The organism is Muricoccus vinaceus (genome assembly GCF_042433125.1).
In the GTDB taxonomy this organism is placed as follows: domain Bacteria; phylum Pseudomonadota; class Alphaproteobacteria; order Acetobacterales; family Acetobacteraceae; genus Roseomonas; species Roseomonas vinacea.
Genome location: NZ_JBHLVZ010000074.1, coordinates 15,381 through 41,280, shown reverse-complemented (window position 1 = coordinate 41,280; position 25,900 = coordinate 15,381). Strand labels below are relative to the sequence as shown.

General features: G+C 73.8%; 24 protein-coding genes. 6 read left to right on the top strand and 18 right to left on the bottom strand.

From position 1 onward, the window contains the following. Positions 1 to 13: 13 nt before the first annotated feature. From ACFFIC_RS21010 to ACFFIC_RS20995, 4 genes are all read right to left on the bottom strand, one after another. Positions 14 to 3,655, bottom strand: a complete 3,642-nt coding sequence (locus ACFFIC_RS21010) for a hydantoinase B/oxoprolinase family protein (RefSeq protein ID WP_377053995.1) — start codon at positions 3,653 to 3,655, stop codon at positions 14 to 16. A 115-nt stretch (positions 3,656 to 3,770) separates the two neighbouring features. Further along, positions 3,771 to 5,144 carry a dihydropyrimidinase gene (gene hydA, locus ACFFIC_RS21005; RefSeq protein WP_377053993.1) on the bottom strand — a complete coding sequence of 458 codons (1,374 nt, stop codon included), beginning with the start codon at positions 5,142 to 5,144 and terminating at the stop codon, positions 3,771 to 3,773. 53 nt (positions 5,145 to 5,197) lie between these two features. Beyond that, complete coding sequence (locus ACFFIC_RS21000; RefSeq protein WP_377053991.1) at positions 5,198 to 5,344, bottom strand: hypothetical protein; 147 nt, start codon at positions 5,342 to 5,344, stop codon at positions 5,198 to 5,200. Positions 5,345 to 5,512: 168 nt separating this feature from the next. Beyond that, positions 5,513 to 5,686 (bottom strand): hypothetical protein, encoded by a 174-nt coding sequence (locus ACFFIC_RS20995; RefSeq protein WP_377053989.1) that lies wholly within the window; start codon positions 5,684 to 5,686, stop codon positions 5,513 to 5,515. Between the two features lie 139 nt (positions 5,687 to 5,825). Here ACFFIC_RS20995 and ACFFIC_RS20990 point away from each other — a divergent pair, with 139 nt between their 5' ends. Continuing rightward, positions 5,826 to 6,341: a metallophosphoesterase family protein gene (locus ACFFIC_RS20990; RefSeq protein WP_377053987.1), complete on the top strand. Its 516-nt coding sequence runs from the start codon at positions 5,826 to 5,828 to the stop codon at positions 6,339 to 6,341. Then, entirely contained in the window at positions 6,338 to 8,095 is a 1,758-nt protein-coding gene (locus tag ACFFIC_RS20985) for an ABC transporter transmembrane domain-containing protein (protein WP_377053985.1), read from the top strand. The genes ACFFIC_RS20990 and ACFFIC_RS20985 overlap by 4 nt, the downstream gene beginning before the upstream one ends. A gap of 17 nt (positions 8,096 to 8,112) precedes the next feature. On the opposite strand, the gene ACFFIC_RS20980 is transcribed toward ACFFIC_RS20985, so the two are convergent. Continuing rightward, a complete protein-coding gene (locus tag ACFFIC_RS20980) occupies positions 8,113 to 8,427 on the bottom strand; it encodes an alkylphosphonate utilization protein (protein ID WP_377053983.1) in 315 nt (104 codons plus the stop codon). A 49-nt stretch (positions 8,428 to 8,476) separates the two neighbouring features. Further along, the gene (locus ACFFIC_RS20975) at positions 8,477 to 9,583 is read right to left on the bottom strand and encodes a DUF2125 domain-containing protein (RefSeq protein ID WP_377053981.1); all 1,107 of its coding nucleotides are present in this window, start codon (positions 9,581 to 9,583) and stop codon (positions 8,477 to 8,479) included. Positions 9,584 to 9,679: 96 nt separating this feature from the next. On the opposite strand from ACFFIC_RS20975, the gene ACFFIC_RS20970 reads away from it, so the two are divergent. After that, positions 9,680 to 10,306 carry a gamma-glutamylcyclotransferase gene (locus ACFFIC_RS20970; protein WP_377053979.1) on the top strand — a complete coding sequence of 209 codons (627 nt, stop codon included), beginning with the start codon at positions 9,680 to 9,682 and terminating at the stop codon, positions 10,304 to 10,306. Positions 10,307 to 10,610: 304 nt separating this feature from the next. Here the strand turns inward: ACFFIC_RS20970 and ACFFIC_RS20965 are convergent, their stop codons facing one another. From ACFFIC_RS20965 to ACFFIC_RS20950, 4 genes are read right to left on the bottom strand one after another with little or no spacing between them, the layout of a single operon-like run. Next, positions 10,611 to 11,339, bottom strand: a complete 729-nt coding sequence (locus ACFFIC_RS20965; RefSeq protein WP_377053977.1) for a lysophospholipid acyltransferase family protein — start codon at positions 11,337 to 11,339, stop codon at positions 10,611 to 10,613. After that, complete coding sequence (locus ACFFIC_RS20960) at positions 11,336 to 11,977, bottom strand: YdcF family protein (protein WP_377053975.1); 642 nt, start codon at positions 11,975 to 11,977, stop codon at positions 11,336 to 11,338. The genes ACFFIC_RS20965 and ACFFIC_RS20960 overlap by 4 nt, the downstream gene beginning before the upstream one ends. Then, positions 11,974 to 12,867 carry a cell division protein FtsX gene (locus tag ACFFIC_RS20955; RefSeq protein WP_377053973.1) on the bottom strand — a complete coding sequence of 298 codons (894 nt, stop codon included), beginning with the start codon at positions 12,865 to 12,867 and terminating at the stop codon, positions 11,974 to 11,976. The genes ACFFIC_RS20960 and ACFFIC_RS20955 overlap by 4 nt, the downstream gene beginning before the upstream one ends. Next, positions 12,860 to 13,843 carry a cell division ATP-binding protein FtsE gene (locus tag ACFFIC_RS20950; protein ID WP_377053971.1) on the bottom strand — a complete coding sequence of 328 codons (984 nt, stop codon included), beginning with the start codon at positions 13,841 to 13,843 and terminating at the stop codon, positions 12,860 to 12,862. The genes ACFFIC_RS20955 and ACFFIC_RS20950 overlap by 8 nt, the downstream gene beginning before the upstream one ends. A 100-nt stretch (positions 13,844 to 13,943) precedes the next feature. Here ACFFIC_RS20950 and ACFFIC_RS20945 point away from each other — a divergent pair, with 100 nt between their 5' ends. Beyond that, positions 13,944 to 14,396 carry a zinc-ribbon domain-containing protein gene (locus ACFFIC_RS20945; protein WP_377053969.1) on the top strand — a complete coding sequence of 151 codons (453 nt, stop codon included), beginning with the start codon at positions 13,944 to 13,946 and terminating at the stop codon, positions 14,394 to 14,396. 55 nt (positions 14,397 to 14,451) lie between these two features. Next, complete coding sequence (queC, locus tag ACFFIC_RS20940; protein ID WP_377053967.1) at positions 14,452 to 15,207, top strand: 7-cyano-7-deazaguanine synthase QueC; 756 nt, start codon at positions 14,452 to 14,454, stop codon at positions 15,205 to 15,207. A 125-nt stretch (positions 15,208 to 15,332) separates the two neighbouring features. On the opposite strand, the gene ACFFIC_RS20935 is transcribed toward queC, so the two are convergent. After that, positions 15,333 to 18,131: a DUF4175 domain-containing protein gene (locus tag ACFFIC_RS20935; RefSeq protein ID WP_377053965.1), complete on the bottom strand. Its 2,799-nt coding sequence runs from the start codon at positions 18,129 to 18,131 to the stop codon at positions 15,333 to 15,335. After that, positions 18,131 to 19,480, bottom strand: a complete 1,350-nt coding sequence (gene lysA, locus ACFFIC_RS20930; protein ID WP_377053963.1) for a diaminopimelate decarboxylase — start codon at positions 19,478 to 19,480, stop codon at positions 18,131 to 18,133. The genes ACFFIC_RS20935 and lysA overlap by 1 nt, the downstream gene beginning before the upstream one ends. 214 nt (positions 19,481 to 19,694) lie before the next feature. On the opposite strand from lysA, the gene radC reads away from it, so the two are divergent. Continuing rightward, entirely contained in the window at positions 19,695 to 20,648 is a 954-nt protein-coding gene (gene radC, locus ACFFIC_RS20925; protein ID WP_377053961.1) for a RadC family protein, read from the top strand. A 7-nt stretch (positions 20,649 to 20,655) separates the two neighbouring features. Here radC and ACFFIC_RS20920 read toward each other — a convergent pair whose 3' ends face one another. The 6 genes from ACFFIC_RS20920 to ACFFIC_RS20895 form a co-directional block, all read right to left on the bottom strand. Next, positions 20,656 to 21,321, bottom strand: coding sequence for a glutathione S-transferase family protein (locus tag ACFFIC_RS20920; protein WP_377053959.1), 666 nt, complete (start codon positions 21,319 to 21,321; stop codon positions 20,656 to 20,658). Between the two features lie 76 nt (positions 21,322 to 21,397). Then, the gene (locus ACFFIC_RS20915) at positions 21,398 to 22,423 is read right to left on the bottom strand and encodes a serine hydrolase domain-containing protein (protein WP_377053957.1); all 1,026 of its coding nucleotides are present in this window, start codon (positions 22,421 to 22,423) and stop codon (positions 21,398 to 21,400) included. Between the two features lie 189 nt (positions 22,424 to 22,612). After that, entirely contained in the window at positions 22,613 to 22,849 is a 237-nt protein-coding gene (locus ACFFIC_RS20910; RefSeq protein ID WP_377053955.1) for a CsbD family protein, read from the bottom strand. Positions 22,850 to 22,988: 139 nt separating this feature from the next. Then, positions 22,989 to 24,386, bottom strand: coding sequence for an amidase family protein (locus ACFFIC_RS20905; RefSeq protein ID WP_377053953.1), 1,398 nt, complete (start codon positions 24,384 to 24,386; stop codon positions 22,989 to 22,991). A 55-nt stretch (positions 24,387 to 24,441) separates the two neighbouring features. After that, complete coding sequence (locus ACFFIC_RS20900; RefSeq protein ID WP_377053951.1) at positions 24,442 to 25,245, bottom strand: enoyl-CoA hydratase/isomerase family protein; 804 nt, start codon at positions 25,243 to 25,245, stop codon at positions 24,442 to 24,444. Continuing rightward, positions 25,242 to 25,895 (bottom strand): 3-oxoacid CoA-transferase subunit B, encoded by a 654-nt coding sequence (locus ACFFIC_RS20895; RefSeq protein ID WP_377053949.1) that lies wholly within the window; start codon positions 25,893 to 25,895, stop codon positions 25,242 to 25,244. The genes ACFFIC_RS20900 and ACFFIC_RS20895 overlap by 4 nt, the downstream gene beginning before the upstream one ends. Positions 25,896 to 25,900: the final 5 nt, after the last annotated feature.

Genomic DNA, 25,900 nt, shown 5'->3' with positions numbered 1-25,900 from the left:
CCGGCCTGGCGCCTTACGGCCGCTCCGACCCCATCCCGTAGCCGCCCCCGGTGGGCGTCACGATCGTCACTGCTTCCCCGGCGCGCAGGGCGGAGCGCGCGCATCCCGGCAGCACCTCCTCCGTCCCGTCCAGCCGCCGCACGAGGTTCCGCCCGAGTTCGCCGGGTTCCCCGCCGAACAGTCCGGGCGGCGGGACCTCACGGTGGCCCGCAAGGATCGCCACCTCCATCGCCTCCAGGAAGCGGATGGTCCGGCGCGTGCCATCCCCCGCGTTCCAGCGCCCGCGACCGCCTGAGCCTGGCCGAATCGAGAACTCCTCCAGCACCACCGGGAACCGCGTTTCCAGGATCTCGGGGTCGGTCAGGCGGGAATTGGTCATGTGGGTCTGCACCCCCGCCACCCCGTCGAACCCCTCGCCCGCCGGCGCACCGGAACAGATCGTCTCGTAGTACTGGTACTCGGCATTCCCGAAGGTCAGGTTGTTCATCGTGCTCTGCGCCGGAGCCAGCGCGCCCACTGCCGCCAGCAATGCGCTGGTCACGGCCTGGGAGACCTCAACATTCCCCGCCACCACCGCCGCCGGCCACTGCGGCGACAGCATGGAGCCTTCCGGCACCACGATCCGGATCGGCCGCAGACATCCGGCGTTCATCGGGATGTCGGAGTCCACCAGCAGCCGGAAGGCATAAAGCACCGCCGCCCGCGTCACCGGGCGCGGCGCGTTGAAGTTGTCGGGCTGCTGGAGGGAGGTTCCGGTGAAGTCCACGGCGGCCTCGCGGGCCACGCGATCCACGCTGATCCTCACTTGCACATGCCGGCCGGAATCCATGGCGTAGTCGAAGGAGGCACTCTCCGGCAGCCGATCCAGCACGCGGCGCACGCTTTCCGCCGCATTGTCCTGCACGTGGTTCATGTAGGCGTGGACCACCTCGGCGCCGAAGTTCTCCACCGCGCGCAGCAGTTCCGCCGCCCCGCGCGCGTTGGCGGCCACCTGCGCCTTCAGGTCGGCGATGTTCTGCGGCGGGTTCCGCGCGGGATAGGTCGCGCCCGTGAGCAATGCCAGCGCGGCCTCCTCCCGGAAGCGCCCGCCCTCCACCAGAAGCAGGTTGTCGATATAGACCCCTTCCTGCTCGATGGTCGTCGCATCCGGTGACATCGATCCCGGCGCCGTGCCCCCGATATCCGCGTGGTGCCCGCGGGACGCCACCCAGAAGATCAGCCGCTCCGCATCGTCGAAGACCGGCGTGCAGACCGTGATGTCCGGCAGGTGCGTTCCGCCGTTATAGGGCGCGTTCAGCGCCCAGACGTCTCCGGGCCGTGGGTTCGGATTGGCCCGGATCACGCTCTCCACGCTGCCGTCCATCGAGCCCAGATGAACGGGAATATGCGGCGCGTTGGAAACCAGCCCGCCCGCCGCGTCGAACACCGCGCAGGAGAAGTCCAGCCGCTCCTTGATGTTCACCGAGCTCGCGGTGTTCTGCAGCGCCACCCCCATCTGCTCGGCAATGGAGCGGAAGAGATTGTTGAAGATCTCCAGCATCACCGGATCGGCCGCGGTGCCCAGGGCGGCGGCCCGGGGCAAGGGCTCCACCCGGTCGAGCACCAGGTGATCCGCCGCCGTCAGCGCGGCCGCCCATCCCGGCTCCACCACCACGGTCTGATTGGCCTCGATGATCAGCGCCGGCCCGCGCACCGCCCGGCCCGGGCGCAACACCTCCCGCCGGTACACCGCCGCCTCGTGCCAGGCCCCGCCCGAAAAAACCCGCGTGCGACGCAGCGCCTCTCCGCCATCGCCGTCCGCCGCCCCGCCTCCCGTGAGCGCGGAAGCCCCGCCGCCAGCGGCTTCCGCCAGCGCTGCCTCGATCACCACGGCGCGCGACGGGTCGGTGAAGCCGAAGCGCGCCAGGTGCGCCGCCTCGAAGGCCTGGCGCAACGCATCCGCCGAAAGCCCGCCGCTTCCGACCTTCCCTTCCCCGGCCACTTCCAACGCCGGCACTTCCAACGGCGTGTCCGTTCCGGCGTAGCGCAGCAGCAGCGCGATGCGGGTGGACAGCGCCCCCGCTCCTACGCCCTGTCCCAGCACCTCCGCCCGTGCCTCGCCCGTCAGCGCGGCAAGTGCCGTCCCGGCGCCCGCCAGCGCCTCGTCGGAGAGCGGCAGGTCCAGCGTCCGCTGCCGGAGCGCACGGATATCGGCCAGCCCCATCCCATAGGCGGAGAGCAGCCCGGAGAAGGGATGGATCAGCACCCGCGTCATGGCCAGCGCATCGGCAACCAGGCAGGCATGCTGCCCCGAGGCGCCTCCGAAGGCGTTCAGCACGTAGCGCGTGATGTCGTAGCCGCGCTGCACGGAGATCGTCTTGATCGCCTCCGCCATCCCCGCCACCGCGATCCGCAGCGCACCATCGGCCACCGCCTCGGGGCTGCGGTCCCCGCCCAGCTTCGCCGCCAAGGCCGCGAAGCCGGCGCGAACCGCCTCCACGTCCAGCGCCTCATCCTGTCCAGGCCCGAAGATCGCCGGGAAAAGGTCCGGCACCAGCTTGCCCGTCATGACGTTGCAGTCGGTCACCGTCAGCGGCCCGCCGCGCCGGTAGCAGGCCGGCCCGGGATCGGCCCCGGCGCTCTCGGGGCCCACGCGCAGCCGCCCGTCACGGAAGCGGACGATGCTGCCGCCGCCCGCCGCCACGGTGTGAACCAGCATCATCGGCGCGCGCATCCGGACGCCCGCCACCTCGGTTTCCTGTGCCCGCTCGAACTGCCCGGCATAGTGCGCCACATCGGTCGAGGTTCCGCCCATGTCGAAGCCGATCACGCGGCCGAAGCCGGCCTCCGCCCCCGTTCGCGCCAGCGCCACCACGCCGCCCGCCGGCCCCGAGAGGATGGCGTCCCGCCCCTGGAACAGCGAGGCCGCCGTGAGCCCCCCCGCCGAGGTCATGAACATCACCCGTGCGCCCGTGCGGGCGACATCCAACTCCTCCTCCACCTGCGCCACGTAGCGCCGCAGCACCGGGGACAGGTAGGCGTCCACCACCGTGGTGTCGCCGCGCCCCACCAGCTTGATCAGCGGCCCCACCTCATGGCTGGCCGATACCTGCTCGAACCCCATCTCTCGCGCCATGAAGGCCGCCGCCGCCTCATGCGCCGGGTGCTTCCAGGCGTGCAGGAACACGATGGCGAGGGCCCGGAAGCCGTCGTCCCGCAGCGATTCCAGCACGGCCCGCAACGCATCCGGATCCAGCGGCGCCTCCACCGTTCCGTCCGCCCGCACGCGCTCCGCGATCTCCTCCACCCGGGCGTAGAGCAGGGATGGCTTCACCACCCGGCGCGCGAAGATGTCGCCGCGCGCCTGGTGCCCGATCGCCAGCGCGTCCCGGAAGCCGCGCGTCGTGACCAGCGCCGTGCGCTCGCCCTTGCGCTCCAGCAGGGCGTTGGTTGCAACCGTGGTGCCCATGCGCACCTCGCCCACCGTCCCGGCCGGAATGGGGGCGCCGGCGGCAAGGCCCAGGTGCTGGCGGATGCCATGCACGGCGGCGTCCCGGTAGGCGCCGGGATTCTCCGAGAGAACCTTGCGTGCGTGCAGCCGCCCGTCCGGGTCGCGCCCGATCACGTCGGTGAAGGTGCCGCCGCGGTCCACCCAGAAATCCCAGGAGCCTTGCATGTGGTGATCCTTGCCTTGCGCGGGAAAAGGCCGGAGGCGTTCATCCCCCCGGCCTCCCGTCGTTTTCATCGAGCGAAGAGGCGAATACCGGGCCAGGAATCCGCCCGGCCAGCCGTCATCGGGGCAGCCATTCCCCTGAACCCGGCTCCGCCGTCACCACGCCGTCCTGCATCACCACCTCGCCCCGCCGGATGGTCATCGCCGGCCATCCCGTGACCTCCATCCCCTCATAGGGCGTGTAGTCGATGGCGTGCTGCATCAGGTCGTTGGTGATGGTCACTCGCCGCCCCGCATCCCAAAGCACGAGGTCCGCATCGCTTCCCACTGCGATGACGCCCTTGCGCGGGTAAAGCCGCGCGATCCGCGCCGGGTTCTCCGCCACCAGCTTCGCGAAGGCGACGAGGTCGATCCGCCCCTTCGAGACTCCTTCCGAGAAAAGCAGGGGCAGCCGCGCCGCCAGTCCGGGAATGCCATTGGGAATGGCGTCGAAGCCCGCGTCCCGCCCGTTCTTTCCCTTGCCCCGCGTCCCCTCGAAGGAGAAGCCGCAGTGGTCGGAGGTCACGACGTCGAGCACGCCACGCCGGATCATCGACCACACGCCCTCGTGGTCGGCGGCGGCGCGCGGCGCCGGGCTGCACATGAACTTGGCGCCCTCAAAGCCGGGCCGGTCCATGTCCTCGGCCGTCAGAACCAGGTACTGCGGGCAGGTCTCGCCCTTTACCGGAACACCGCGCGCCTGGGCACGGGCGATCTCCTCGGCGACCTCCGCGCAGGAGACGTGGAAGACCTGGATCGGCTGCCCCACCAGTTCGGCCAGGGCGATCGCGCGATGCGTCGCCTCGCGCTCCACCACCGGCGGGCGGGACACGGCGTGGTATTTCGGCGCCACATGTCCGGCCGCCAGCAGCGCGCGCGTGGCCAGGTTGATGGCGTCGTAGTTCTCGCAATGCACGTGCACCATCAGCCCATGCCGGCGCGCCGCCTGCAGCACCTGCAGGAAACCGGCATCGTCCAGGTGCAGGGCGTCATAGGTCAGGAAAGCTTTGAGGCTGCCAACACCATCCGCCACCAGCGCCGGGATCTCCGCCATGGCCGCCCCGGAGGGATCGGCGATGATCTGGTGGAAGCCGTGGTCGATCATCCCGCGCGCCGCCCGGGCCCGGGCCGCCCGGTGCTGCTCCATCAGCATCCCGCCCTTGAACTGCGGCGTATGGGCGACGAGCGTGGTCGTCCCTCCGGCAAAGGCGGAGCGGGAGGCGCTTTCCCAGCTTTCCTCCTGGAACCCGCCTTCGGGAAAGGGCTCCTCCACATGGCAGTGGCTGTCCACCCCACCCGGCAGCACCAGCAGTCCATCCGCGTCGACCACCCGCGCCGCCTCGGCGATGCGCTCGGCGATGGTCGCGATCCGCCCGCCGGTGATGCCGATGTCGCAGCGCACCACCACGCCCCCGAGCACGGCGGTGCCACCGCGGATGGCCAGATCATGCATGCCCGAATTCCCCTGAGGTCGCGTCGGCAGGTTAGGGGCGCGGGCCGTTCCCGTCAGCCCACCGGAGCCTCGGCATCCAGCAGCGCCATCACCGCCTGCGGCCTGTCGGGACCGTGCAGCCGCTTCCATCCTCCACCGTGCAGGCCCGCCAGCGCCGCCAGCATCCGCGCCAACGCCCGCACGGCCATGGCATCCCCCACGGCCGCTGCCCTTCGCGGGCGGCCTTGCTTTTCCGCAGCGACCACGTCGGCCCCGCGATGAATACAGGTTCAGGGCCCGAACAACCCGCGCCTCCTTCGCGTCACCCCGTGCTCAGGGACGTCGTGAAGGCTGTGCTCGTCGGCGGCCTCCGCACCCTGGGTGCCCGCTCACCATTCCCGCCAGCTCGGCCGAAGCGCGGCGGGGGCACGCAGCCACAACATCGCGTCCCGCAGCAGGCGATATCCGGGGGCACGCCGCAGGCGCCATTCCACGGCCAGGGCCGTGATGATCATGCCGAGCTTCAGTGCCTCAGGCGGCCTTGCGCCGTTCAAACGTTGCATAATCCCACTCCTACCGGGCAATGCTTAACCAAATCTTAAAAATTGAAACGAATCACGGGTTCCTGTCCCGTTGCCCGGGTCGTCTGGCATCCTTCCGAGGGGGCAGCGGCCGGACGCGGGGGGTGCGATAAGTCCAAGGATGCAGACCTGGTTCACCGCCGACACGCATTTCGGCCACGGCGCCCTCCGTGCCCTCCTCCGCCGGCCCTTCCCGAGCACGGCCGCCATGGATGCCGGCTTGGCCGAAGCCTGGAACGCCGCCGTGGCCGCGGAGGACGAGGTCTGGCACCTCGGCGACTTCGCCGTGGGGCACCCAGACCCCGCCGCGCTGCTGGCCGCCCTGCACGGCACCAAGCACCTCATCGCCGGCAACAACGACCCCGAGGCCGTCCGCGCCCTTCCCGGCTGGGCCAGCCTGCGGGACTACGCGGAGCTGGTGGTCGATGGGCAGGCCCTCATCCTCTGCCACTATCCCCTGCGAAGCTGGAACGGGCAGAACAAGGGCACCTGGAACCTGCACGGCCACAGCCATGGCCGCCTCAAGCCGCTGCCCCGCCAGTTCGACGTGGGCGTGGACGCCCGCGGCTACCGCCCCGTCCGCGTCCAGGAGCTGCGACCGGCACGCGGGGGTGGCGCCAGGGTCGCCGGGGCATGAACCGCCTTCCCGCCCTCCGCATCATGCTGCCCCTCCTGCGCCCCCATGCCGGGCGCGTGGCAGGGGCGGTGCTGGCCATGGGCACCGCCGCCGGCCTGCTGCTGGTGCTCGGCCAGGGCCTGCGCCGCATCGTGGATGACGGCTTCGCCGGGCGGGACGGCGTTTCGAGCCTCGACAGCCACGCGCTGGCGGTCTTCGCCCTGGTGGTCCTGCTCGCCCTCAGCACCGCCGCGCGCTTTTTCCTGGTCTCCTGGCTCGGCGAAAGGGTGGGCGCCGCGCTGCGCCGCAAGGTCTTCGCCCATGCCCTGACCCTGCCGCCCTCCCACTACGAGCAGCGCCGCACCGGCGACGTGCTGACGCTGCTGACCGCCGACACCGAGATCCTGCGCAACCTCGTCGGCTCCGCCGTGTCGCAATGGCTCCGCGCCCTCGTCACCGCCCTCGGCGCCATGGCCATGCTTTTCGTCACCAGCCCCCGGCTCGCCCTGCTGGTGATCGCCGTCACGCCCCTGATCGTCATCCCGCTCGTGGTGTTCGGCCGGCGCGAGCGCCGCCTCAGCCGTGCCGCCCAGGAACGCGTGGCCGATCTCGGCGCCCAGGCCGAGGAAACGCTGAACAGCATGGCCACCGTCCAGGCCCATGTGCACGAGGCCGCCGACCTCGCCCGCTTCACCGCCCGCGCCGAGGAAAGCGTCGCCGCCTCCCTCGCCCGGGTCCGGGTGCGTGCCCTGCTCATCCTCAGCGTCATCCTGCTCGGCTTCGGCGCCATCACCCTCAGCCTTTGGGCTGGGGGGCGCGAGGTGCTGGCCGGGCGCCTCACGGGCGGGGAGCTTTCCGCCTTCGTCTTCTACGCCGTGCTCGTCGCCTCCTCCGTCACCTCCCTGTCCGAACTCTGGAGCGAGGTGCAGCGCGCCGGTGGCGCCGCCGAGCGCCTGGGCGAGTTCCTCGAGACGGTGCCCGCCATCCGCTCGCCCGCGGACCCCCTGCCGCTTCCGGCGGCGCTCCCGGGCCGCCCCATCGGCCGCCTCGCCTTCGAGGCGGTGCGGATGCACTACCCCAGCCGCCCCGACCAGGCCGCGCTGGACGATGTCTCCCTGTCGGTGGAGCCCGGCGAGACCGTGGCCCTGGTCGGACCCTCCGGCGCCGGCAAGAGCACCCTGTTCCAGCTCGCCCTGCGTTTCCGCGACCCCGACGCGGGCCGCGTCACCCTGGACGGCACGGAGCTGAGCCGGGCCGAGCCGGCAGCCATCCGCGCCCGCATCGGCCTGGTTCCCCAGGACCCCGTGATCTTCGGCGCCGACCTGCGCGACAACATCCGCTATGGCCGCCCCGACGCCACCGAGGCCGAGATCCGCGCCGCCGCCGAGGCCGCCGACGCCGCCGGCTTCATCGAGGCCATGCCCCAGGGCTACGCCACCTTCCTGGGCGAAAAGGGCGTCCGCCTGTCCGGCGGCCAGCGCCAGCGGATCGCCATCGCCCGGGCCGTGCTGCGTGACCCGCCCCTGCTGCTGCTGGACGAGGCCACCAGCGCGCTCGATGCCGAGAGCGAGGCCGCCGTCCAGGCCGCCCTCGCCCGCCTCTCGCGCGGCCGCGCCGTGCTGGTCATCGCCCACCGCCTGGCCACCGTGCGCCGCGCCGACCGCATCGTGGTGATGGAGGCCGGGCGCGTGGTGGCCGAGGGCACGCACGACCGCCTGGTAGAGCAGGGCGGCCTCTATGCCCGCCTCGCCCGGCTGCAGTTCGCCACCGCCTGAGGGCACCGGCGCGCGCCTCAGCGCTTGCGCACGAACTCCGCCCGGAGAACCAGGCCCTTGATCCCCTCGAAGCGGCAGTCGATCTCCTGGTCGTTGTCCGTCAGCCGGATGGAACGGATCACCGTGCCCTGCTTCAGGGTCTGGTTGGCGCCCTTCACCTTCAGGTCCTTGACCAGGCTGACGGAATCCCCGTCCCGCAGCACGTTCCCGGCCGCGTCCCGAACCTCGGCGGGGCCGGGCACGGCCGGGGCCGCCGCTTCCACCGCGGTGCCCGCCGGGTGCCACTCCCCGCTCGCGTCGTCGTAGACATACGCATCGTCGTCATCGGCCATCGCGGCACCGCCCCAAAGCGTCAGCCTTCGCCCGGATGGGCCTGGGCCATCAAGGCCCTGGCCCCGTTCCCCCGGCCGGACCCGGCCATACCACCACCGGCAAGCGGGCCACCGGGATCCGCGCCACCGTCAGCCCCCGTCCCTCAAGGGTCAGCGGCACCTCCACCACCGGAGGCTCCCCCTCCGCCGGCGGCCGCGCCAGCAGGGACACCACCCGCCGAGCCAGCGCCGCGTTCCGGGCCGTCACAACGCCGCCCTGTGCCAGCGCGTCCAGCACCGCCTCCGCCCCGGACAGCTTCAGCGTTCCCGCCCCCATGGGCTGCAAGGCCTCGTCCAGCGCCAGGGTAGCGGAGGCCTGCGCCGTGGCCGGGCCGTATTCCAGGTCCAGGCGGCGCAGCTCCAGCGTTCCCCCCGCGTCCCGCCATGTCGCGGCGCGGTTCGTCGGGTTGCGCCCGCCCGGAAGGGGCCCGGTCAGCGCGGCATCGATCCGAAGCGACCGGATGCTCCGCCCCAGCGGCGTCGCCATGGGCAGGGCCAGGTTCTCCACCATGCCTTCCAGGCTGACGGCCGGCTCCCCCTCGATCGCGCTCATGCGGCTGTCGAAGGACAACAGGGCCGAGCCCACCTCCATGCCCCCCACCGCCGTTCCCACCCGCAGGCGCAGCGCCTCGAACTCTCCGCCGCGCGGCACCACATTGGCCTGCAGCGGCAGGCGGGCCGTCAGCCGGTCCGCCGCGAAGGGAATTTCCGCCGAGCCGATCCGCAGCCGCTGCGGCCCGCCCGCCGAAACCCGGAGTTCCCCTGGCCGGTGCATGGCCACCCGCAGCACCACGGTGCGCGCCGTCCAGTCCAGCCCGCCCGGGATCGTCGCCCCGCCGCCGGACATGGAGAAGTCCGGCAGCCGCAGCGTGGCCGAGAGGGGCCACCCGCCGCGCACCGGCGCCGCGTGCTCGATCCGCCAGCCCTGTGCCCGCCGCGCCGCGGCCCAGGCGTCGAAGCCCGCCTGCAGCCGCCCGCCCATCCAGTTCCAGGCTAGGCTGTGCGCCAGGCCCAGCAACACGATCCCGAGCAGCGCGGCCAGCGCCAGCCGCCCTCCGGAAAGCCGGGAACGGGTCAGCCGGCGGCGAGGGGAAGGGGCGTCGGGGGGCTGGCTCACCCGCCGGATAAGAGCGCGGGCCGAACCCCTTGCCCAGCCCACCCGATCAGACCCTGCAAGCCCGCGGCGTTTGGCCTTATGCTGCACCGCCGCACCATGATCCCTGCCCTCGATGCCCCACAGCCCGCCCCGCCCGATCCCACCGCAATGCTGGACGAGGACGGCGACCTTTATGTCTTCGGCTACGGCTCGCTGATCTGGAAGCCCGGCTTCAGCTTCCTGTCGGCCCATCCGGCGCGGCTGCACGGCTTCCACCGCCGCTTCTGCATCCTGTCCCACCGCTACCGCGGGACGCCCGAGGTGCCCGGCCTGGTGCTCGGCCTCGACCGGGGCGGCTCCTGCCGGGGCATCGTGTTCCGCGTGGCCGGGTCCGAGGCCGCGGCGGTCCTGGCCTATCTCGAGGAGCGCGAGATGTCGGGTGGCGTCTACCAGCGCCGCCTCCTGCCGGTGCGCCTGCTGGACGGCCCGGGAAGCCGGTCCGACGGCATCCAGCCGGCCGGCACCCGCCGCGCCGTCACCTTCGTGGCCGATCCCGGCTCCGGCGCCTATTGCGGCGCGCTGGCTCCGGATGCCGCCGCCGCGGCCATCGGGCGGGGCCATGGCGTGATGGGCCCCAACCGGGATTACCTTCTCAACACCGTCGCCCACCTCCGGGCGCTGGGCGTGCGGGACGAAGGGCTGGACCGCATCGCCGCCCTTCTCCCTCCAGCCGATCCCGGGTGATTCCAAGCGCTTGCACGGAGTGGCTGGGACAGGGTCCATGCTCGGTGCGTCCCACGGGTGACAGGCAACCTCGCACAAGGTTTTCCCAGGACTTGTCCACAGGGAAGGGGATTGACCACCCCGAAAGCGCCGGATCGCCCCCTCTTTGTTCCAGATTCATCCGGGAATGCCACTGTTTTCCAAGCAATCCATTGAAAGGAATGACGATTTAATTATCCACACCCCCTGAGAACCTCCTGGAATCCAAGACTCCACAAGGCTTTGCCACGCGGTCTTCCCCCGCTGTCGAAGCGGCGGCGCCACACTACTCCACCACTTTGTCCACAGCCTCCACGAGCCCTGCGGAAGCAGCCGCCACGGCCGCCTCGGCCCGCTTCATCAGTTCGGCCCGGGGCAGGCCGGGCAGGATGGGCGGCAGCACCGCGACCGTCAGCAGACCAGGTCGCTTGGTGAAGGCGCGCTTGCCCCAGAACCGCCCGGAATCGGTGGCCACGGGCACCACGGGCAGGCTGGTCGCCGCCGCCATGGCCGCGAAGCCGGGCTGCCAGGGCTGCACCTCCCCGGGGGCGGAGCGCGTGCCCTCCGGGAAGATCACCACCTGGTACCCGGCATCAGCCGCCGAGCGCGTGGCCCGCACCAACCGCTTGAGCGAAGAGGCCCCGCCCTCGCGGTCCACCGGAATGGAATGGACATGGCGCGCCATGGCCCCCCAGCCGGGGATCCGCAGCAGCTCCTCCTTCATCACATAGGCGGGGCGCGGCAGCAGCGCGTGCCAGACGATGGTGTCGAAGGCGGACTGGTGCTGGGCCGCGATGAGCGCCGCCCCATCCACGGGCAGGTTCTCCGCCCCCGTCACCCGCAGCCGGATGCCGCAGAGCACCCTGAGCAGCCAGAGCGACCCCCAGGCCCAGCCGCGCAGGTAGCGGTGCATCACGTCCGGTGGAAAGGCGAGCAGCGGCAGGCCGAACAGCACGGTCAGCGCGGTGAAGCCGAAGAAGAACAGGTTGAACAGGGCAGATCGGATGGCGGTCACGGCAGGGCACGCCTCGGGCGTTCGGTGAGGGCGGAGAGGCCGAGCCCCGCCCCCACAAGCTTCAGGTATTCGCGCAGCATCGGCAGCGGCCGCGCAAGGGTGGGAAACACCGGATGCGGACGCAGCGCCACCTCCGGCATGGCGCGCCGCAGTTCCAGCAGGGCACGTGGCATGTGGAAGCCCGCCGTCACCACCGTGATCTGCCGGATGCCTCCCGCCCGCGCCCAGGCGGCGACCTCCCGCGCATTGCCGCGGGTGCTGGTGGCCTCATGCCCCAGAGCCGTGCGCGCTGCCAGGGTGGCCGGGTCCAGCCCCGCCAGGCGCGCCAGGTCCGGCAGAGCCGCCTCTGCCCCCACGCCCGAGACGATCAGCCGCTCCTCCGGCCGCGCCAGCAACAGCGCCAAACCGGTTTCCACCCGCTCCGGCCCGCCCGTCAGCACCGCGATCCCGGCACCCCCGTCGGAAGCCGGGGCCGGCGAGATCTCGGCCTCCACCAGGGCCGCCGCGTGCAGCACGAAGAACAGGAAGCCCACCCCCAGCACCAGGGCGCCGAGCGCCGACCCCCCGCACAACAGGATCGCCAGCCGCCGCCAGCGGGGCGCGACGGTCACGGCCGCCGCCGGAACAACCTCCGTCACGGCATGTTCCTGAGCCAGCGGTGGACGGTCGCCTGCGCGGTGCCCCAGCCGATCAGCGCGGCCACCGGCGGCAGGGCCGCCAGCATGGCCCAGGGCACCTCCGCCAGCGCGCCGGAGAGCGCACCCGGGAGCGCGCCGCCCCCAGCCTCCCCACCCGAGAGCGGCAGGGCCAGCCCCGAGAGCGCCGCCAGCGCCGGCACCGCCACCGCCGCCCCTCCCAGCGCCCCCAGCCCCGCCAGCATCGCCACCCGCCGCGCGAAGCGCCCGGCGATGCTGCGGTCGGTGGCGCCCAGGTCGTGCAGCACGCCGATCGCCTCCCGCCGCGCCGCCAGCCCCGCGCGCGTCGCCACCGCCACCACGGCAACCGCCACCCCCGCCACCAGCACCAGCACCGCCAGCGCCACGCCCTGCACCGAGCGTGCCAGGGCCGAGAGCCGCGCCACCCAGAGGCCGTGCGACTCCAGCTCCGCCCCCGGGACCGCCTCCGCCAGGCGCGCCGCCAGGCGCCCGAGCCCTTCCGGCACGCCCGCGAGGTGCAGCTCGATCACTCCCGGCAGGATCAGGGAGGACGCTTCCCCCAGCCAGGGGCGCAACAGCTCCGCCACCCGTTCCGGCCCCACTGCCGTGGCGGAGGCCACCCCCCGCTCCCCCTGCAGCACCGCCATGGCGGCCGCCATGCGCTCGCGCGTCGGGTCCGGCACCTGCGCCGTGACGGCGGCAGCCGCCCCCGCCTGCCAGCGGTCCGCCAGGCGGTCCGCTCCCTGGGCACCGGCCAGGGCCAGGGTCGCCAGCAGCGCCATGGCTCCCACCAGTCCCGGCAGCAGCCGGTCCGACAGCGCGCGGCGCAGCCCCAGCGGATCGCGCGAGATGCGCCGCCGGCGCTCAGCCACGTCCGGTCTCCGTGCCGTCGTCCGAAGGCTCCTCCAGCGGGTCCGGCCGGGGCCAGATGCTCCGCAGCCCCTGCCCCAGCCGGCGCATCCGCCCGGCCTCGATCGCCGGCTCCTCGCCACCCTCCGGCACCAGGCCCGGGCCGTTCCCGGCCGCCTCGTGCCCCTCCGCCCCTGGCGCGCGCTTCGGCCCGCTTTCCGGCGCGCTTTCCAGGGCGGCCTCCGGCGCCGCCGGCAGCGCGGGCTCGACCGTGGGTTCCGTCCCCGGGGCGCCGTACGGCCAGGGCTCCAGCGAGACGATCCGCCCCGCATCGAGCGCCATCACATGCCCCGGCAATTGCGCGATCAGCTCCCTCGAATGGGTCGCCACCACCACCGTGGCCCCCAGCCGGTTCATCTCGGCCAGCAGCAGGAGAAGCCGCCGGGCCTGGACCGGGTCCAGGTTCCCCGTCGGCTCGTCCGCGACCAGCAGCGCCGGCCGCGTCACCACCGCGCGCGCGATCGCCACCCTCTGCTGCTCGCCGCCCGAAAGCTGCGGCGGCAGCGCCTCCTCCCGGCCCGCGAGCCCGACCCAGCGCAGCATCTCCGCCACGTCCGGCCTGAGGCTCGCCTCCGTCCGCCCGGCCAGGCGCAGCGGCAAGGCCACGTTGTCGAAGGCCGTCAGGTAGGGCAGCAACCGGAACTCCTGGAACACCGCCCCGATCCGCCGCCTCAACCGCGGCAGGTCCCCCCGCTGCGCGCGGGACAGCGGCACGCCCAGAACCTCCACCTCGCCCCGCGTCGGCCGCAGCGCCAGCTGCATCAGCCGCAGCAGCGAGGTCTTGCCCGCGCCCGAGGGCCCGGTCAGCCAGGTGAAGGAGCCCTGCGGCAGGGTGAAGGACAGGTCGTGCAGCGTTTCCCGCTCCCCCGCCTCGCCGCGGGAGGACCCGCCGCGAACGGGATCAGGGTAGCTGAGCCCGACCTGGGAGAAGCGCACCATGGGCGCGATGTGCCACGCCGGGCGCCCGGAGGGTAGCCGGTCCCGTCGCTGCCCCCCGATGGGGCGTTGCGTTGAGCGCGATCGGGAAACATCCTGCGCCATGCGCGTGGCCTGCCCCGAATGTTCCGCCGCCTATGACCTGCCCCCCGCCCTGGCCGCGCGCCTGGACGAGGGCCGGCCGCTCCGCTGCGCGCGCTGCGGCCACACCTGGAAGCCCGAGGCGCCCGCCGGGGGCACGGCCACCAACTCCATGCCGCCCGGCGCCGCGCCCCTTCCACCGGCTTCGCTCCCCGGGTCGCCACCCTCCGGGACGGCAGAACCGGAGGCGCCCGCCGCCCCGCCGGCGGAAATTCCGGCGGGCGGACCTCCCCCTGCCCCGGAGCCCGCCATGCCCCGGCCGGTCACCCCCGCCCGCATCCTGGCCGCCGCCTGGGCCGTTTCCTTTCTTCTCCTCGCGGGGCTGGCGACCGCCGCCTGGAACTGGCGCATCGACCTCGTGGAAGCCTGGCCCCCGGCCGCCCGCGCCTTCATGGCCCTGGGCCTGGCCGGCTGAGGCCGAAGGCCGCTCCGCTGGACAGGCACCCGCGCCCCGTGCTCCTGCCCGGCCCATGACCCCCGAGCATCCCGGCGCCGCCCTTGTCCTGTTCTCCGGCGGCCAGGACTCCACCACCTGCCTCGCCTGGGCGCTGGACCGCTTTCCCCGCGTGGAAACGCTGGGCTTCGACTACGGCCAGCGGCACCGGGTGGAACTGGAATGCCGCGCCACGCTCCGCGAAGGCCTCGCCGCCCAGAATCCGGCCTGGGCCGCCCGCCTCGGCGAGGACCACACCCTGGCGCTCGACGCCCTCGGCGCGCTCTCCGACACGGCGCTCACCCGCGAAACCGCCATCGCCATGCAGGCGGACGGCCTGCCCAACACCTTCGTTCCCGGCCGGAACCTGCTTTTCCTCACCTTCGCCGCGGCGCTGGCCTACCGCCGCGGCCTCCGCCACATCGTCGGCGGCATGTGCGAGACGGACTTCTCCGGCTATCCCGACTGCCGCGACGACACCATCAAGGCGCTGCAGGTGGCACTGAACCTCGGGATGGACCGCCGCTTCGTCCTGCACACCCCGCTGATGTGGATCGACAAGGCCGAAACCTGGCGCCTTGCCCGGCGCCTCGGCGGGGATCCCCTGGTGCGGCTGATCGTGGAGGACACGCACACCTGCTACCGCGGGGAGCGGGGCGCGATGCATCCCTGGGGCCATGGCTGCGGCACCTGCCCGGCCTGCGAGCTCCGGGCGGCGGGATGGGAAGGCTTCGCCGAGGGCAAGGGCGCCACCCCGGCCACGGGTGAGGCCGCTGCACCCCGGCTTCCGTGAAAGGGTGAGCCGGCAACCATCGGGGAAGGCCGGGCCTGCCGGTTTGCGGGCATGGCCCGCAAACCCCACCGGCCCAGAGGGGCGGTGATGGCGGGCCCGGGGCGGGCGGAAAGGCCGCATTTTCCTCAGAACAGCCGCAGCAGCCGGTCGATGTAGTCCAGTTCCGCCGTCGGGCGCTCGCGCTCGGCATGGCGGCGGCGCAATTCCTCCTGCAGGCGGCGGGTGCGCAGCATCTCGGCCTCCTCCGGCACGCGGGTGTCGCCGCCCTCCTCCGAGGTGCCCGCGCCCTCCCGCAGGCGCCGGCCCAGCGGGTCGCGCCCCTCGCCGTTCTCGGCCATCTGGTCCTGCCCCTCGCCGCCGCCCTCGGAGCCATCGGCCATGGCGTCGCCCTGGCCCTCCCCTTCTCCCTCGCCCTCGCCGGGCTGGGGGCGGTCGGGCCGGCCGAACTGGCGCTGCATCCGCTGCGCCATCTGCCGCCCGCCCTCGGACAGCTCGCGGATCGCGCGCTCCTGGTGCGGGCGCGGGTCGGCGCCGGTGCCCAACGCCTCCGCGCTGTCGCGCATGGCCTGGTCGGCGCGGCCCAGCGGCGCCGGGATCTCGCCGGTCAGGTCGCCCTGCTGCTGCATCAGCTCGCCCAGCGCCCGACGCAGCGCGCGCTGGGTGCGCGCCTCTCCGGCCGGCTCGGTGGCGCCGGCCTGGGGCGGCTCGGGCGGCAGGTTGCGGTTCCAGGGGAAGGCCTGCCGGCACTCGCGCTCCCGCCGGGCGCCATCGGCCTCGGCGCGGCGATGCGCGCCGTCCAGCAGGCCGGATTCGCGGCGCACCATGTCCTGGATCACGCCCATCTGCTGCTGGCCGCGCTCGCGCCGCTGGCGGCGCTCCTCGCGCTGGTTCTGGGCCATCTGCCCGTTCTCCAGCTCCTCCAGCATCTTCTCCAGCTCGGCCAGCTCCCGCTCGGCCTCCTCGGGGCGGTCCTGGCGGTTCTGCTCGCGCATGCGGTCGGTGCGGCGGTCGGCCTCGCGCCGGTCCTGCGGCCGGGCCTGCGGGGGAGAGGCGTTCTCGGGCTGGGTTTCCCCGTTCTCCCGCTGCAGCCGCTCCGCCAGGGCATCGAGGTGCCGGCGGACGGCCTCGCGCAGCTCCTGGATGCGGCGCTCGGTTTCCGTGCGCGCCGCGTCGCGCCGGGCCTCGCGCCGCTCCGCCTCCGCCTGTTGCTGCTCGGCCTGCTGGCGCTGCTGCTCCTGCCGGGCCGTGTTCTGCTGGTTCTCGCCCGGGGGCTGGTTCCGGTCGGCGTCCTGCGGCGCGCGGTCCTGCTGGGCCTGGTCCTGCTGGCGCTGCTCGGCTTCCCTCTGCTCCGCCTCGCTCTGCCGGGCCTCGGCGCGCTCGCGCTCCTGCTGCTGGCGCTCGCGCAGGGCCTCGCGCAGGCGCTCGCGCGTTTCGGCCAGGGCGCGGGAGGTGCGGTCCGCCCGCCCTTCCTCCAGGGCGAGCGCCGTATCCCACATGGTCTGCTGCGCTTCGGGCACCGCCTCGGGGCGCGTGTCGCCCTCCAGCCGCGCGCGGGCGGAGCGGAGCGCGAGCGCGGTGGCGGTGTCGTTCTCGAAGGCGTCGGGCTCCGCCGCCAGCCGGTCCAGCCCCTCAACGGCGGGTCCCCTCTGCCCGGGGTCGAGCGAGAGGCCCTTGCGCAGCAGGATCAGCCCGCGCGCGACGGGATGGTTGAACACCCGCTCCGGCAAGGTCAGCCCGGCCTCCTCCGAGCGCCCTTCCTGCCCGGCGCCGTCCCGCGCCAGCAGGGTCGCGCGCACCGGCAGCCCCGCCCAGGGATGGGAGGACAGGTCGGGCTGCGCCACGCCGCGCGGCGCCTTCGCCTGGCCCGGCGGAACCGGCAGGTCGATCAGCAGCGGGGCCGCGTCGGGCCGCGCCGCCAGCCGGATCTCGGCCGAGGCGCTCGCCACGCCCCAGTCGTCCTCGGCCCGCCAGGGAATCCGCGTGGCCAGCCCGCGCGCCGCCTGGGAGGGCGGCTCGGAAAAGACGATGCGCGGCGAGGCGTCCGCCTGCACCGCGATGGACCAGGCGGCGGCGTCACGCCCGCCCTGGCGCACCAGCAGCCGCCCGCCGGCCTCCAGCAACAGTTCCGCGCTGTGGCTGCCCGGCCCCAGCGCCTGGAAATCCGCCGCCGGCGCGCCGTCCCGCAGCAGCTCGGGCGCGCCCTGCCCGCCGGACAGCGCCACCCGCAGCCGGCTGCCCGCCGGCACGGTGGCGCTTCCCCCCGCGGGGTCGAGGAAGACCGGCGCGGCGCCGGTGTAGGAGGGTGGCGTCACCCAGGCCTCCAGCCGCGCGGCCAGGCCGGGCGCGGGCGGCGGGGTGGCCGGCCAGAGGGCGCGGCGCAGCCGTTCGGGCGCCTCCGGCCCCGCCGCCACCAGGGCGGCGAGCAGCGCCACCGCCAGTCCGATCCGCAGCGCCCGCGGATCGCGCGCCGGAAGGCCCGGCCGGGGCGGGCCGGCCCGCAGCGCCCGGATGCGCGCCGCCTCGCGCGCCTGGTGCGCGCGCCAGAGGGCCTGGGCCGTGGCGTCGCCCCCGGCCGGGCGGTCGTGCAGGGTGGCGAGAGGGCGGTGCGGCAGGCCCGATGCGCGCTCCAGCCGCCGGTCGGCCGCCGGCTCGTCCGGCACGGCGAAGCCGCGCGCCGCGCGCAGCCCCGCCAGGATCAGCGCGGCCGTCAGCACCGCCAGCAGCACGAGGTGCGGCAGGGGATGCAGCATCAGGAACACGCCCGACAGGGCGAGCACGAGAAAGACCCCGACCACCCCCAGCACCGGCCAGAGCCGCGGCCAGAGGGATTCCCAGAGCAGGGCGGCGCGGGCCCGGGCGCGCAGCCGGCCGAGCCGGCGCAGCGCCGGCCCCGCCTCCGGCACGCCGTCGGGCCCGCCCGCCATCAGGCGGCCGTCCCCAGCCAGTCCGGCACCACCTGGTTCGCGAGCAGGGCCTCGTGCGACTGGCGGGGCCGCGTCACGGCCCAGCGGTGCCCGTCCACCAGCACCTCCGCCGCCAGCGGGCGGGCGTTGTAGGTGGAGGACATGGTGGCGCCATAGGCCCCGGCATCCAGGAAGGCGACCAGCGCCCCCGGCGGCAGGTCGGGCAGGGCGCGGCCGCGCGCGAAGGTGTCCCCGCTCTCGCAGACCGGGCCCACCACGTCGGCCGGGAACAGCGGCGCGTGCAGGGCGTCGGGGGCCAGCGGAAGGATGCCGTGCCAAGCCTCGTACATGGCGGGGCGGACCAGGTCGTTCATGGCGGCGTCCAGTACCACGAAGCGCCGGTTCTGCCCGCGCTTCTGCAGCACCACGGAGGCCAGCAGCACCCCGGCCGGCCCCGCGATCCAGCGCCCGGGCTCCAGCATGACCGGCAGGCCGAGCGGCCCCAGCGTGGCCTTGATCGCACCGGCCAGCGCGGCGGGCGTCGGGGCGATCTCGTCCCGATAGGGAATGCCGAGGCCGCCGCCGCAATCCAGCCGCTCGATCGGCAGGCCGCGCGCCAGCAGCGCCCGGGCGAGCTCCGCCACCCGCGCATAGGCCGCGCGATAGGCCGCCATGCCCTCGGTGATCTGGCTGCCGATATGCACGGCCAGCCCCGTGGGGCGGATGCCCGGCAGGGAGGCCATGCGGGCGTAAAGGGCCGCCGCGTCGCCATAGGCGATGCCGAACTTGTTCTCCGCCAGCCCCGTGGAGATCTTGGCGTGGGTGCGGGCGTCCACGTCGGGGTTGATCCGCAGCGTCACCGGGGCCTCGCGCCCCACCGACGCCGCGACCTCGGAGATGCGTTCCACCTCCTCCGTGCTCTCCGCGTTGATCTGGAGGATGCCCTCCTCCAGGGCGAGCGCGATCTCGCGATGCGTCTTGCCGACGCCGGAGAAGACGATCCGCCCGGCGGGGATGCCGGCGGCGCGGGCGGCGCGAAGCTCGCCCTCGCTCACCACGTCGGCCCCCGCGCCTTCGTCGCCCAGCACCCGCAGCACGGCCAGGCTGTCATTCGCCTTGGCCGCGAAGTGGATGGAGGCCGTGAGCCCGGCCTCCCGCAGGGCGTCGCGCAGCGCCGCGTGGCGGCGGCGCAGGGTGGCGGCGGAATAAACCCAGCAGGGCGTGCCGGCCTCGCGGGCGATGTTGACCAGGGGAACGTCGTCCATCACCAGCCCGTCCAGCACATGGGCGCGAAGGTGCGGCCGCTGGGCGAGCAGGTCGGCGAAGTCCGGGTCGGGTGTTTCGTGCGGAGAGGAGAGCGGGGAGGCCATTCCCCTAGTTTGGGGACGGTGGGGCGGATCGGGAAGCGTTACTTGCCGCCGCCCGCGCGGCCCTGGGGTTCCACGCCGCGGCCCGGCCCGTGCCTTTCGCCGGGAACACCGCGGGAACGGCCGATCTGATGGCTTGAGTGCCGCCTCCAGTGGCGGAATGATGACGTTGCGCCACCAGAACGGAGGCGCGGGCGACGGGAACAGGATGTTCGCGATGTGGCTGGCACAACTCTTCGGCAGGCGGCCCGGGCGGCCGGCCGTGCCCCCGCCTTCCTTTGCCGGGATGAAGGAGCCAGCCCTGCGCAGGGGTTTCGCCGAGGACCTGGCCGGGCGCGACCTCGCGGGCGGACTTCCCCGCGACTTCGGCCAGGATGAGTTCGGCCCGGCCCCCCGCTTTCCCTTCGCGGACACGGCGGGCCTGAGCGAGGGCCGCCTTCCCCGCGGCACGGGCAACCCGGCATGGGACGCCACCCCGGCCAGCGGGGCGCCCTTCCCCAGCACGGGCCCGCAGGGCCATCGCGGCCGGATGCGCCAGAAGCTGCTGGAGCGCGGACCGGACGCGCTGGCCGATTACGAGCTGCTGGAGATGCTGCTGTTCTTCGCCTTCAAGACCGGCGACACCAAGCCGCTCGCGAAATCGCTGATCAACCGCTACGGCAGCTTCGCGGGCGTCCTCGCCGCCCCGCAGGCGGAGCTGCTGGCCACGCGCGGCCTCGGCGAGCACAGCGTGGCCGCGCTCAAGCTGGTGCAGGCGGCCGCGCTGCGGCTCGCGCGGGCGGAGGCGATGGAGCAGCCCCTGCTGAACAACTGGGACCGGCTGATCGCCTATCTCAACGCCGCCATCTCGCGCGAGAAGGTCGAGCAGTTCCGCATCCTGTTCCTCGACAGCAAGAACCGCCTGATCGCGGACGAGGCCCAGGCGAGAGGCACGGTGAACCACACGCCCGTCTACCCGCGCGAGGTCATCCGCCGCGCGCTCGACCTGCACGCCACCGCGCTGATCCTGGTGCACAACCACCCCAGCGGCGACCCCACGCCGAGCCGCGCCGACATCGAGATGACCCGGGAGATCCGCACCGCCGGCGAGGTCTTCTCGGTGGTGGTGCACGACCACCTGATCATCGGCAACGGCCGCCACCTTTCCTTCCGGCGGGAGGGCCTGCTGTGAGCCGCCCTCAGGCGTAGGCATAGGGCCCGCCCCGCTCCAGCGCCCGCCGGTAGGCCGGCCGCGCATGGATCCGTGCCAGGAAGGCGCCCGGGTGTGGCCGCCCCTCCCCGAAGGGGGAACGCGCGGAGGCGGCCTCCAGCGGGAAGCTCATCATGATGTCGGCCGCCGTGATGTCCGGCCCGGCGAACCAGCCGGTGGCGGCCAGGGACTCGTTCCAGTAATCCTTCAGGCGCTCCAGGTTGGGGGCGACGAAGCCCTTCTGCGCGCCTTCCATCATCTGGCGCGCCATCGGCTGGGCAGCGGGCGGCATGCCCTGCGGCAACCGGCCGAGGATCAGCGTCATCACCAGCGGCGGCATGGCCGAGCCCTCGGCGTGGTGCATCCAGTGCCGGAACCGCCACCAGTCCCCGCCCCCGCGCGGCGGCGCCAGGCGCCCGGCGCCGTGGCGTTCCAGGACGTACTCCACGATCGCCCCGGTTTCGGCCACCACCAGCCCGCCCTCGACCAGCACGGGCGCCTTGCCCAGCGGATGCACCGCGCGCAGGGCCTCGGGCGCCAGCATGGTCGCGGCGTCGCGCTCGTAGCGGCGGAGCTCGTAGGGAACCTCCAGTTCCTCCAGCAGCCAGAGCACCCGCTGGGAGCGGGAGTTGTTGAGGTGGTGGATGGTGATCATCGGTCGCCTTGCCCTGCCGCTCCGCCGATCATGCCGCGGAACGCGGCCGGCGCCAGCCTCCCCCGGGCGGGCCGCGCTACCCGGCCTCCGGCACCGCCAGCCCGCCATCCCCCAGGGCGCCGAGCGCGGGCAGGATCGCATCCGCCAGCAAGGCGTGCAGCGCCGCCATATGCGCGGGATCGCGCGGCGCCGCGGGGTCGGACAGCATCACCACCGTCGCCTCCAGTTCCGGCACCACATAGAGCATCTGCCCGCCATAGCCCCAGGCGAAGAACACGGGCACCCCGCGGGCGACGCCGATCCACCAGCCATAACCATAGAGCTGCCCGCTCCAGGCGGAGCGCGCGCGGGGCCTCCAGCTTTCCGCGATCCATTCCGCGGGAAGCACGGGTCGCCCCTGCCATGCCCCGCCCAGACGATAGGCCTCCCCGAGGCGCAGCAGGTCGCGCGGGGCAAGCCGCATGTCGTTGCCGCCGTAATAGCGGCCCTGGGGATCGCGCGGCCAGGCCGGCACGGCGATGCCGAGCGGCTCGCCGAGCCAGCTTCGCGCGAGGTCCAGCAGGGGCCGCCCCGCCGCCCGGGCGAGCGCTGCCCCCAGCAGGTGAGACGATCCCGTGGAGTACTGCATCCCGCCGCCGGGCTCATCGACGAAGGGCCGGGTCAGCGCATAGGCGACGGGATCGCGCGCCGCCGCCCAGCCGCCGTAGTTCTGGCCCGAGGTGCGCTCCAGCCCCGCGCGCATGGTCAGGAGGTGGCCCACCGTGATCGCCTCGGTGCGCGGGTCCAGATCGGGCGGAAGGGGACGGAGCAGCGGCAGCACCGGCTGATCCACGCCGCGGAGCACGCCGCGCGCGATGGCGATCCCCACCAGCGCCGAGAGGACCGTCTTGGAGGCCGACTTGATGTTCTGCGCCGCGCCGAGGGCGGGGCCGCGGAAGCGGCGCTCGGCCAGGATGCGCCCGCCCTGGGCCACGATCACGCTGTGCAGGCGCGGCAAGGTGCCACCCTCGCGAAGCGCCTCGTCCAACGGCGCGGCCATGGCCCGTGGGGCGAGGCCGGACAGGGAGAGGGCGAGAAAGGGGCGGCGCGGAAGGCGTTTCATGCTGCCGCCGCAGATGGGCGCGCCAGCCCGGCCGGATCAGGCCGGATAACAATCGGTTACGGGAACCCCGCATCGCCTGGGCATACCGGCGATCCGGGCATGGTCAACCACCCGGCCCGGTGGCGGGCCGGAGCCGGTTCCCGGGGAAAGGGCACAGGGCCCTTCCCCGGAAACACGTGGCACCCGGGATCAGATGATCCGCAGGCGGCCCAGCAGCCAGCCGAAGCCCACCGCGATCGCGGCGGCGGTCAGGGGCTGGTCGCGGATGTAGTCCTCGAGCTGGCCAATCTGATTCTGCACCTCGCCCTTGGCCTGGTTCATCTGGCCCTGGGCCTGGGTGCGGTTGTCGCCAATCAGGCTGCCGATGCCTTCCTGCACGTCGCCGGCCGCAGTCTTGCCGGCGCCGATGATGCGATCGCTGTCCATGGTTCTCTCTCCTCGTGAATTCGTCCGGGCCGCGGCGCCGTGCGGCCCGCCGGGGTCCAAACGTGGAGAGGGCGCGCGGGTTGAGGGGGCGCTCGAATCCGGCCGCGCCGCCCGGGCCCGCCCGGATCAACGAACCGGATCAACGAACCGGGTCAACCGGCGTGACCATCGGCCCGCCTGCCTCGATCACCGCCCCGGCCTCGAGCAGCACGTCCTCGCGATAGCGGCCGCCGACAAGCTGCACGCCCATGGGCGCCGGGCCCGACAGGTCGGTGGTGACCGTCAGCCCCGGCAGGCTCATCAGCGGCAGCCCGACCTGGGGCAGCATGGCCTCGATCACCCGGTCGAAGGCGGCGGGCGATTCGAGGTCCAGCAGGTCCGGGAAGGGCGGCTCCGCCGCCACGGGCATGAGGGCCACGGGGTAGCGCTCCAGGAACAGGTTCCATTCCCGGCAGAACCCGGCCCGCGCCTGCAGCGCGTCCTGGAAGGTGTTGAAGTCCGGCTCGGGGCAGAGCCGCTCCATCTGCGCGAAGACGAAGTTGGCGTCGGGGTCGTTCTCCTCGGCCAGCGCCTTCTTCATGCCGCGCCGGCTTTCGGCCAGCCAGAGCATGGCCTGCATCCGCGCGGGCTCGCGCAAGGGCGGCACGGGGGTTTCCACCACGGTCCAGCCGGCATCCTGCAGCCGCCGCCCGGCATCGCGCAGCGCCGCCTCCACCGCCGGGGTGGTGGGCATGCCCTCGGGCCGCACGCAAAGGGCCGCGCGCTTCGGAAAGGCCGGGCCCTCCAGCGGCGCGGGCACCCACCAGGGGTCGCGCGCGTCGGGCGCCGCCATGGCGCGCAGGGCCAGGCGGATATCGGCAACCGAGCGCGCGATGGGGCCGGACACCGCCATGAGCTGCGCCCCGATGGCCCGCTCCGCACCACCCGGGTTCCAGGCCGGCACCCGCCCGATGGTGGGCCTGAGCCCGTGCACGCCGCAGGCATGGGCGGGATAGCGCACGGAACCCCCGATATCCGTCCCCTGTGCCAGCGCGCCGATCCCCGCCGCCACCGCCGCCGCCGCCCCGCCCGAGGACCCGCCCGGCGTCAGGGCCGGGTTGCGCGGGTTGCGCGTGTGCCCGTGCAGCGAGTTGCGCGTGAACCAGTGGAGCGAGAAGGCCGGGGTGTTGGTGCGCCCGACGATCACCGCCCCCGCGCGCCGCAGGTTGGCCACCACCGGGTTGTCCGCGGGGGCGACCAGGTCCTTCTGGATGCGCAGCCCGTTGGTGGTGGCGAAGCCGCGCTGGTCCACGTTCACCTTGGTGGTGACGGGAACCCCCGCCAGCGGCCCGGGATCCTCGCCGCGCGCGATGGCGGCATCCACCGCGCGGGCGGCGGCGATCGCCTCCTCCGGCATGAACTGCACGACGGCGTTGATGGCGGGGTTGGCGGCGTCGAGCCGCGCCAGCGCGTCCCGCGCCACCTCCTCCGCCGAAACGTCCCGCGCGCGCACGCGCTCCGCAATCTCGCTCGCCGTCAGGCGCCAGTGCTCTGTCATCCCCGCAGTTCAGACCGCGCGGGCGCGCTTGTCCAATCGCCGCGTCATCGGGCCCTCACCCGCCCCCGAAGCGCGGCGCCCGCTTCTCCAGGAAGGCGGCGCGCCCCTCGCGGTGGTCGGCCGAAAGGAACAGCGTGGTCTGATAGTGCCGCTCCACCTCCAGCGCCGCGTCCAGCCCCGCCGACAGCATCGCCTTGGTCAGCGCCATCGGCGCGGGCGCCTGTTCCGCGAGGAACCGCGCCCGCTCGGTCGCCACCGCGAGCGCCTGGCCGGGCTGCACCACCTCGTCCACCAGCCCGATCCGCTCGGCCTGGGTGGCCGTCACCTGCTCGTGCAGCATCAGGATGCGCCGCGCGCGCCCGGCGCCCACCCGCGCCGGCAGGGTGAAGGGCAGGCCGAGGTCGCCCATCAGCCCGACCTTGCCGAAGCCCGCCATGAAGCGCGCGTCCTCCGCCGCAACGATCAGGTCGCAGGCGCAGGCGAGGGACAGGCCGGCGCCGACGCACCACCCTTCCACCGCCGCCACCACGGGCTTGCTGCCCGCCGCCAGCAGGCGGATCGTCCGATGCGCCCGCCGCAGCCGCTCCCGCCCGGACAGCGCGTCCTGCACGTCCATGCCGGAGATGTCGCCGCCCGAGCAGAAGACGCCGCCAGCCCCCGTCACGACGACCGCGCGGATGGCGGCATCGCCCTCCGCCGCCTCCAGCACCTCGGCCATGCGCTCGCGCAGCGGCACCGCCAGCGCGTTGCGCCGCGCGGCGTAGTCGAGGGTGAGCGTCAGCACCGCGCCGTCGCGCGCCTCGTGCAGCGCCATGCCCTCGGGCATCGCCGTGCCCCCGGGCAGCGGCGCAGCGCTCACGCCACGGCCTCGCGCGCATCCGCCAGCGGCGCCGCCGTCACGGAACGCAGGTGCTCCATCGTCACGCCCGGCGCCAGGTCGCGCACGGTGAAGCCATGCTCCGTCACGTCCAGCACGGCCAGATTCGTGTAGACCCGCGCCACCGCCCGCATCGCCGTGAGCGGGTAGGAGCAGGCCTCCACCAGCTTCGGCCGCCCGTCCTTGGTGGTGTGCTCCATCATCACCCAGACGCGCTTGGCGCCCGCCGCGAGGTCCATCGCGCCGCCGACCGCCGGCGCGCTGTCGTTCTCGCTCGTCGCCCAGTTGGCGATGTCGCCGTTGGAGGCCACCTCGAAGGCGCCGAGCACGCAAAGGTCGATGTGCCCGCCCCGGATCATCGCGAAGCTGTCGGCATGGTGGAAATAGGAGCCACCCGGATGCAGCGTCACGGGCTGCTTGCCCGCGTTGATCAGCCAGGCGTCCTCCTGCCCCTTCTCCGGCGCGGGGCCCATGCCGAGGATGCCGTTCTCGGAATGCAGAACCACCTCGCGCCCTTCCGGGATGTGGTCGGCGATCAGGGTGGGCATGCCGATGCCGAGGTTGCAGTACCAGCCGTCGGGAATGTCGATCGCGGCGCGGGCGGCCATCTGGGTGCGGGACCAGGGTTGCATGTGCG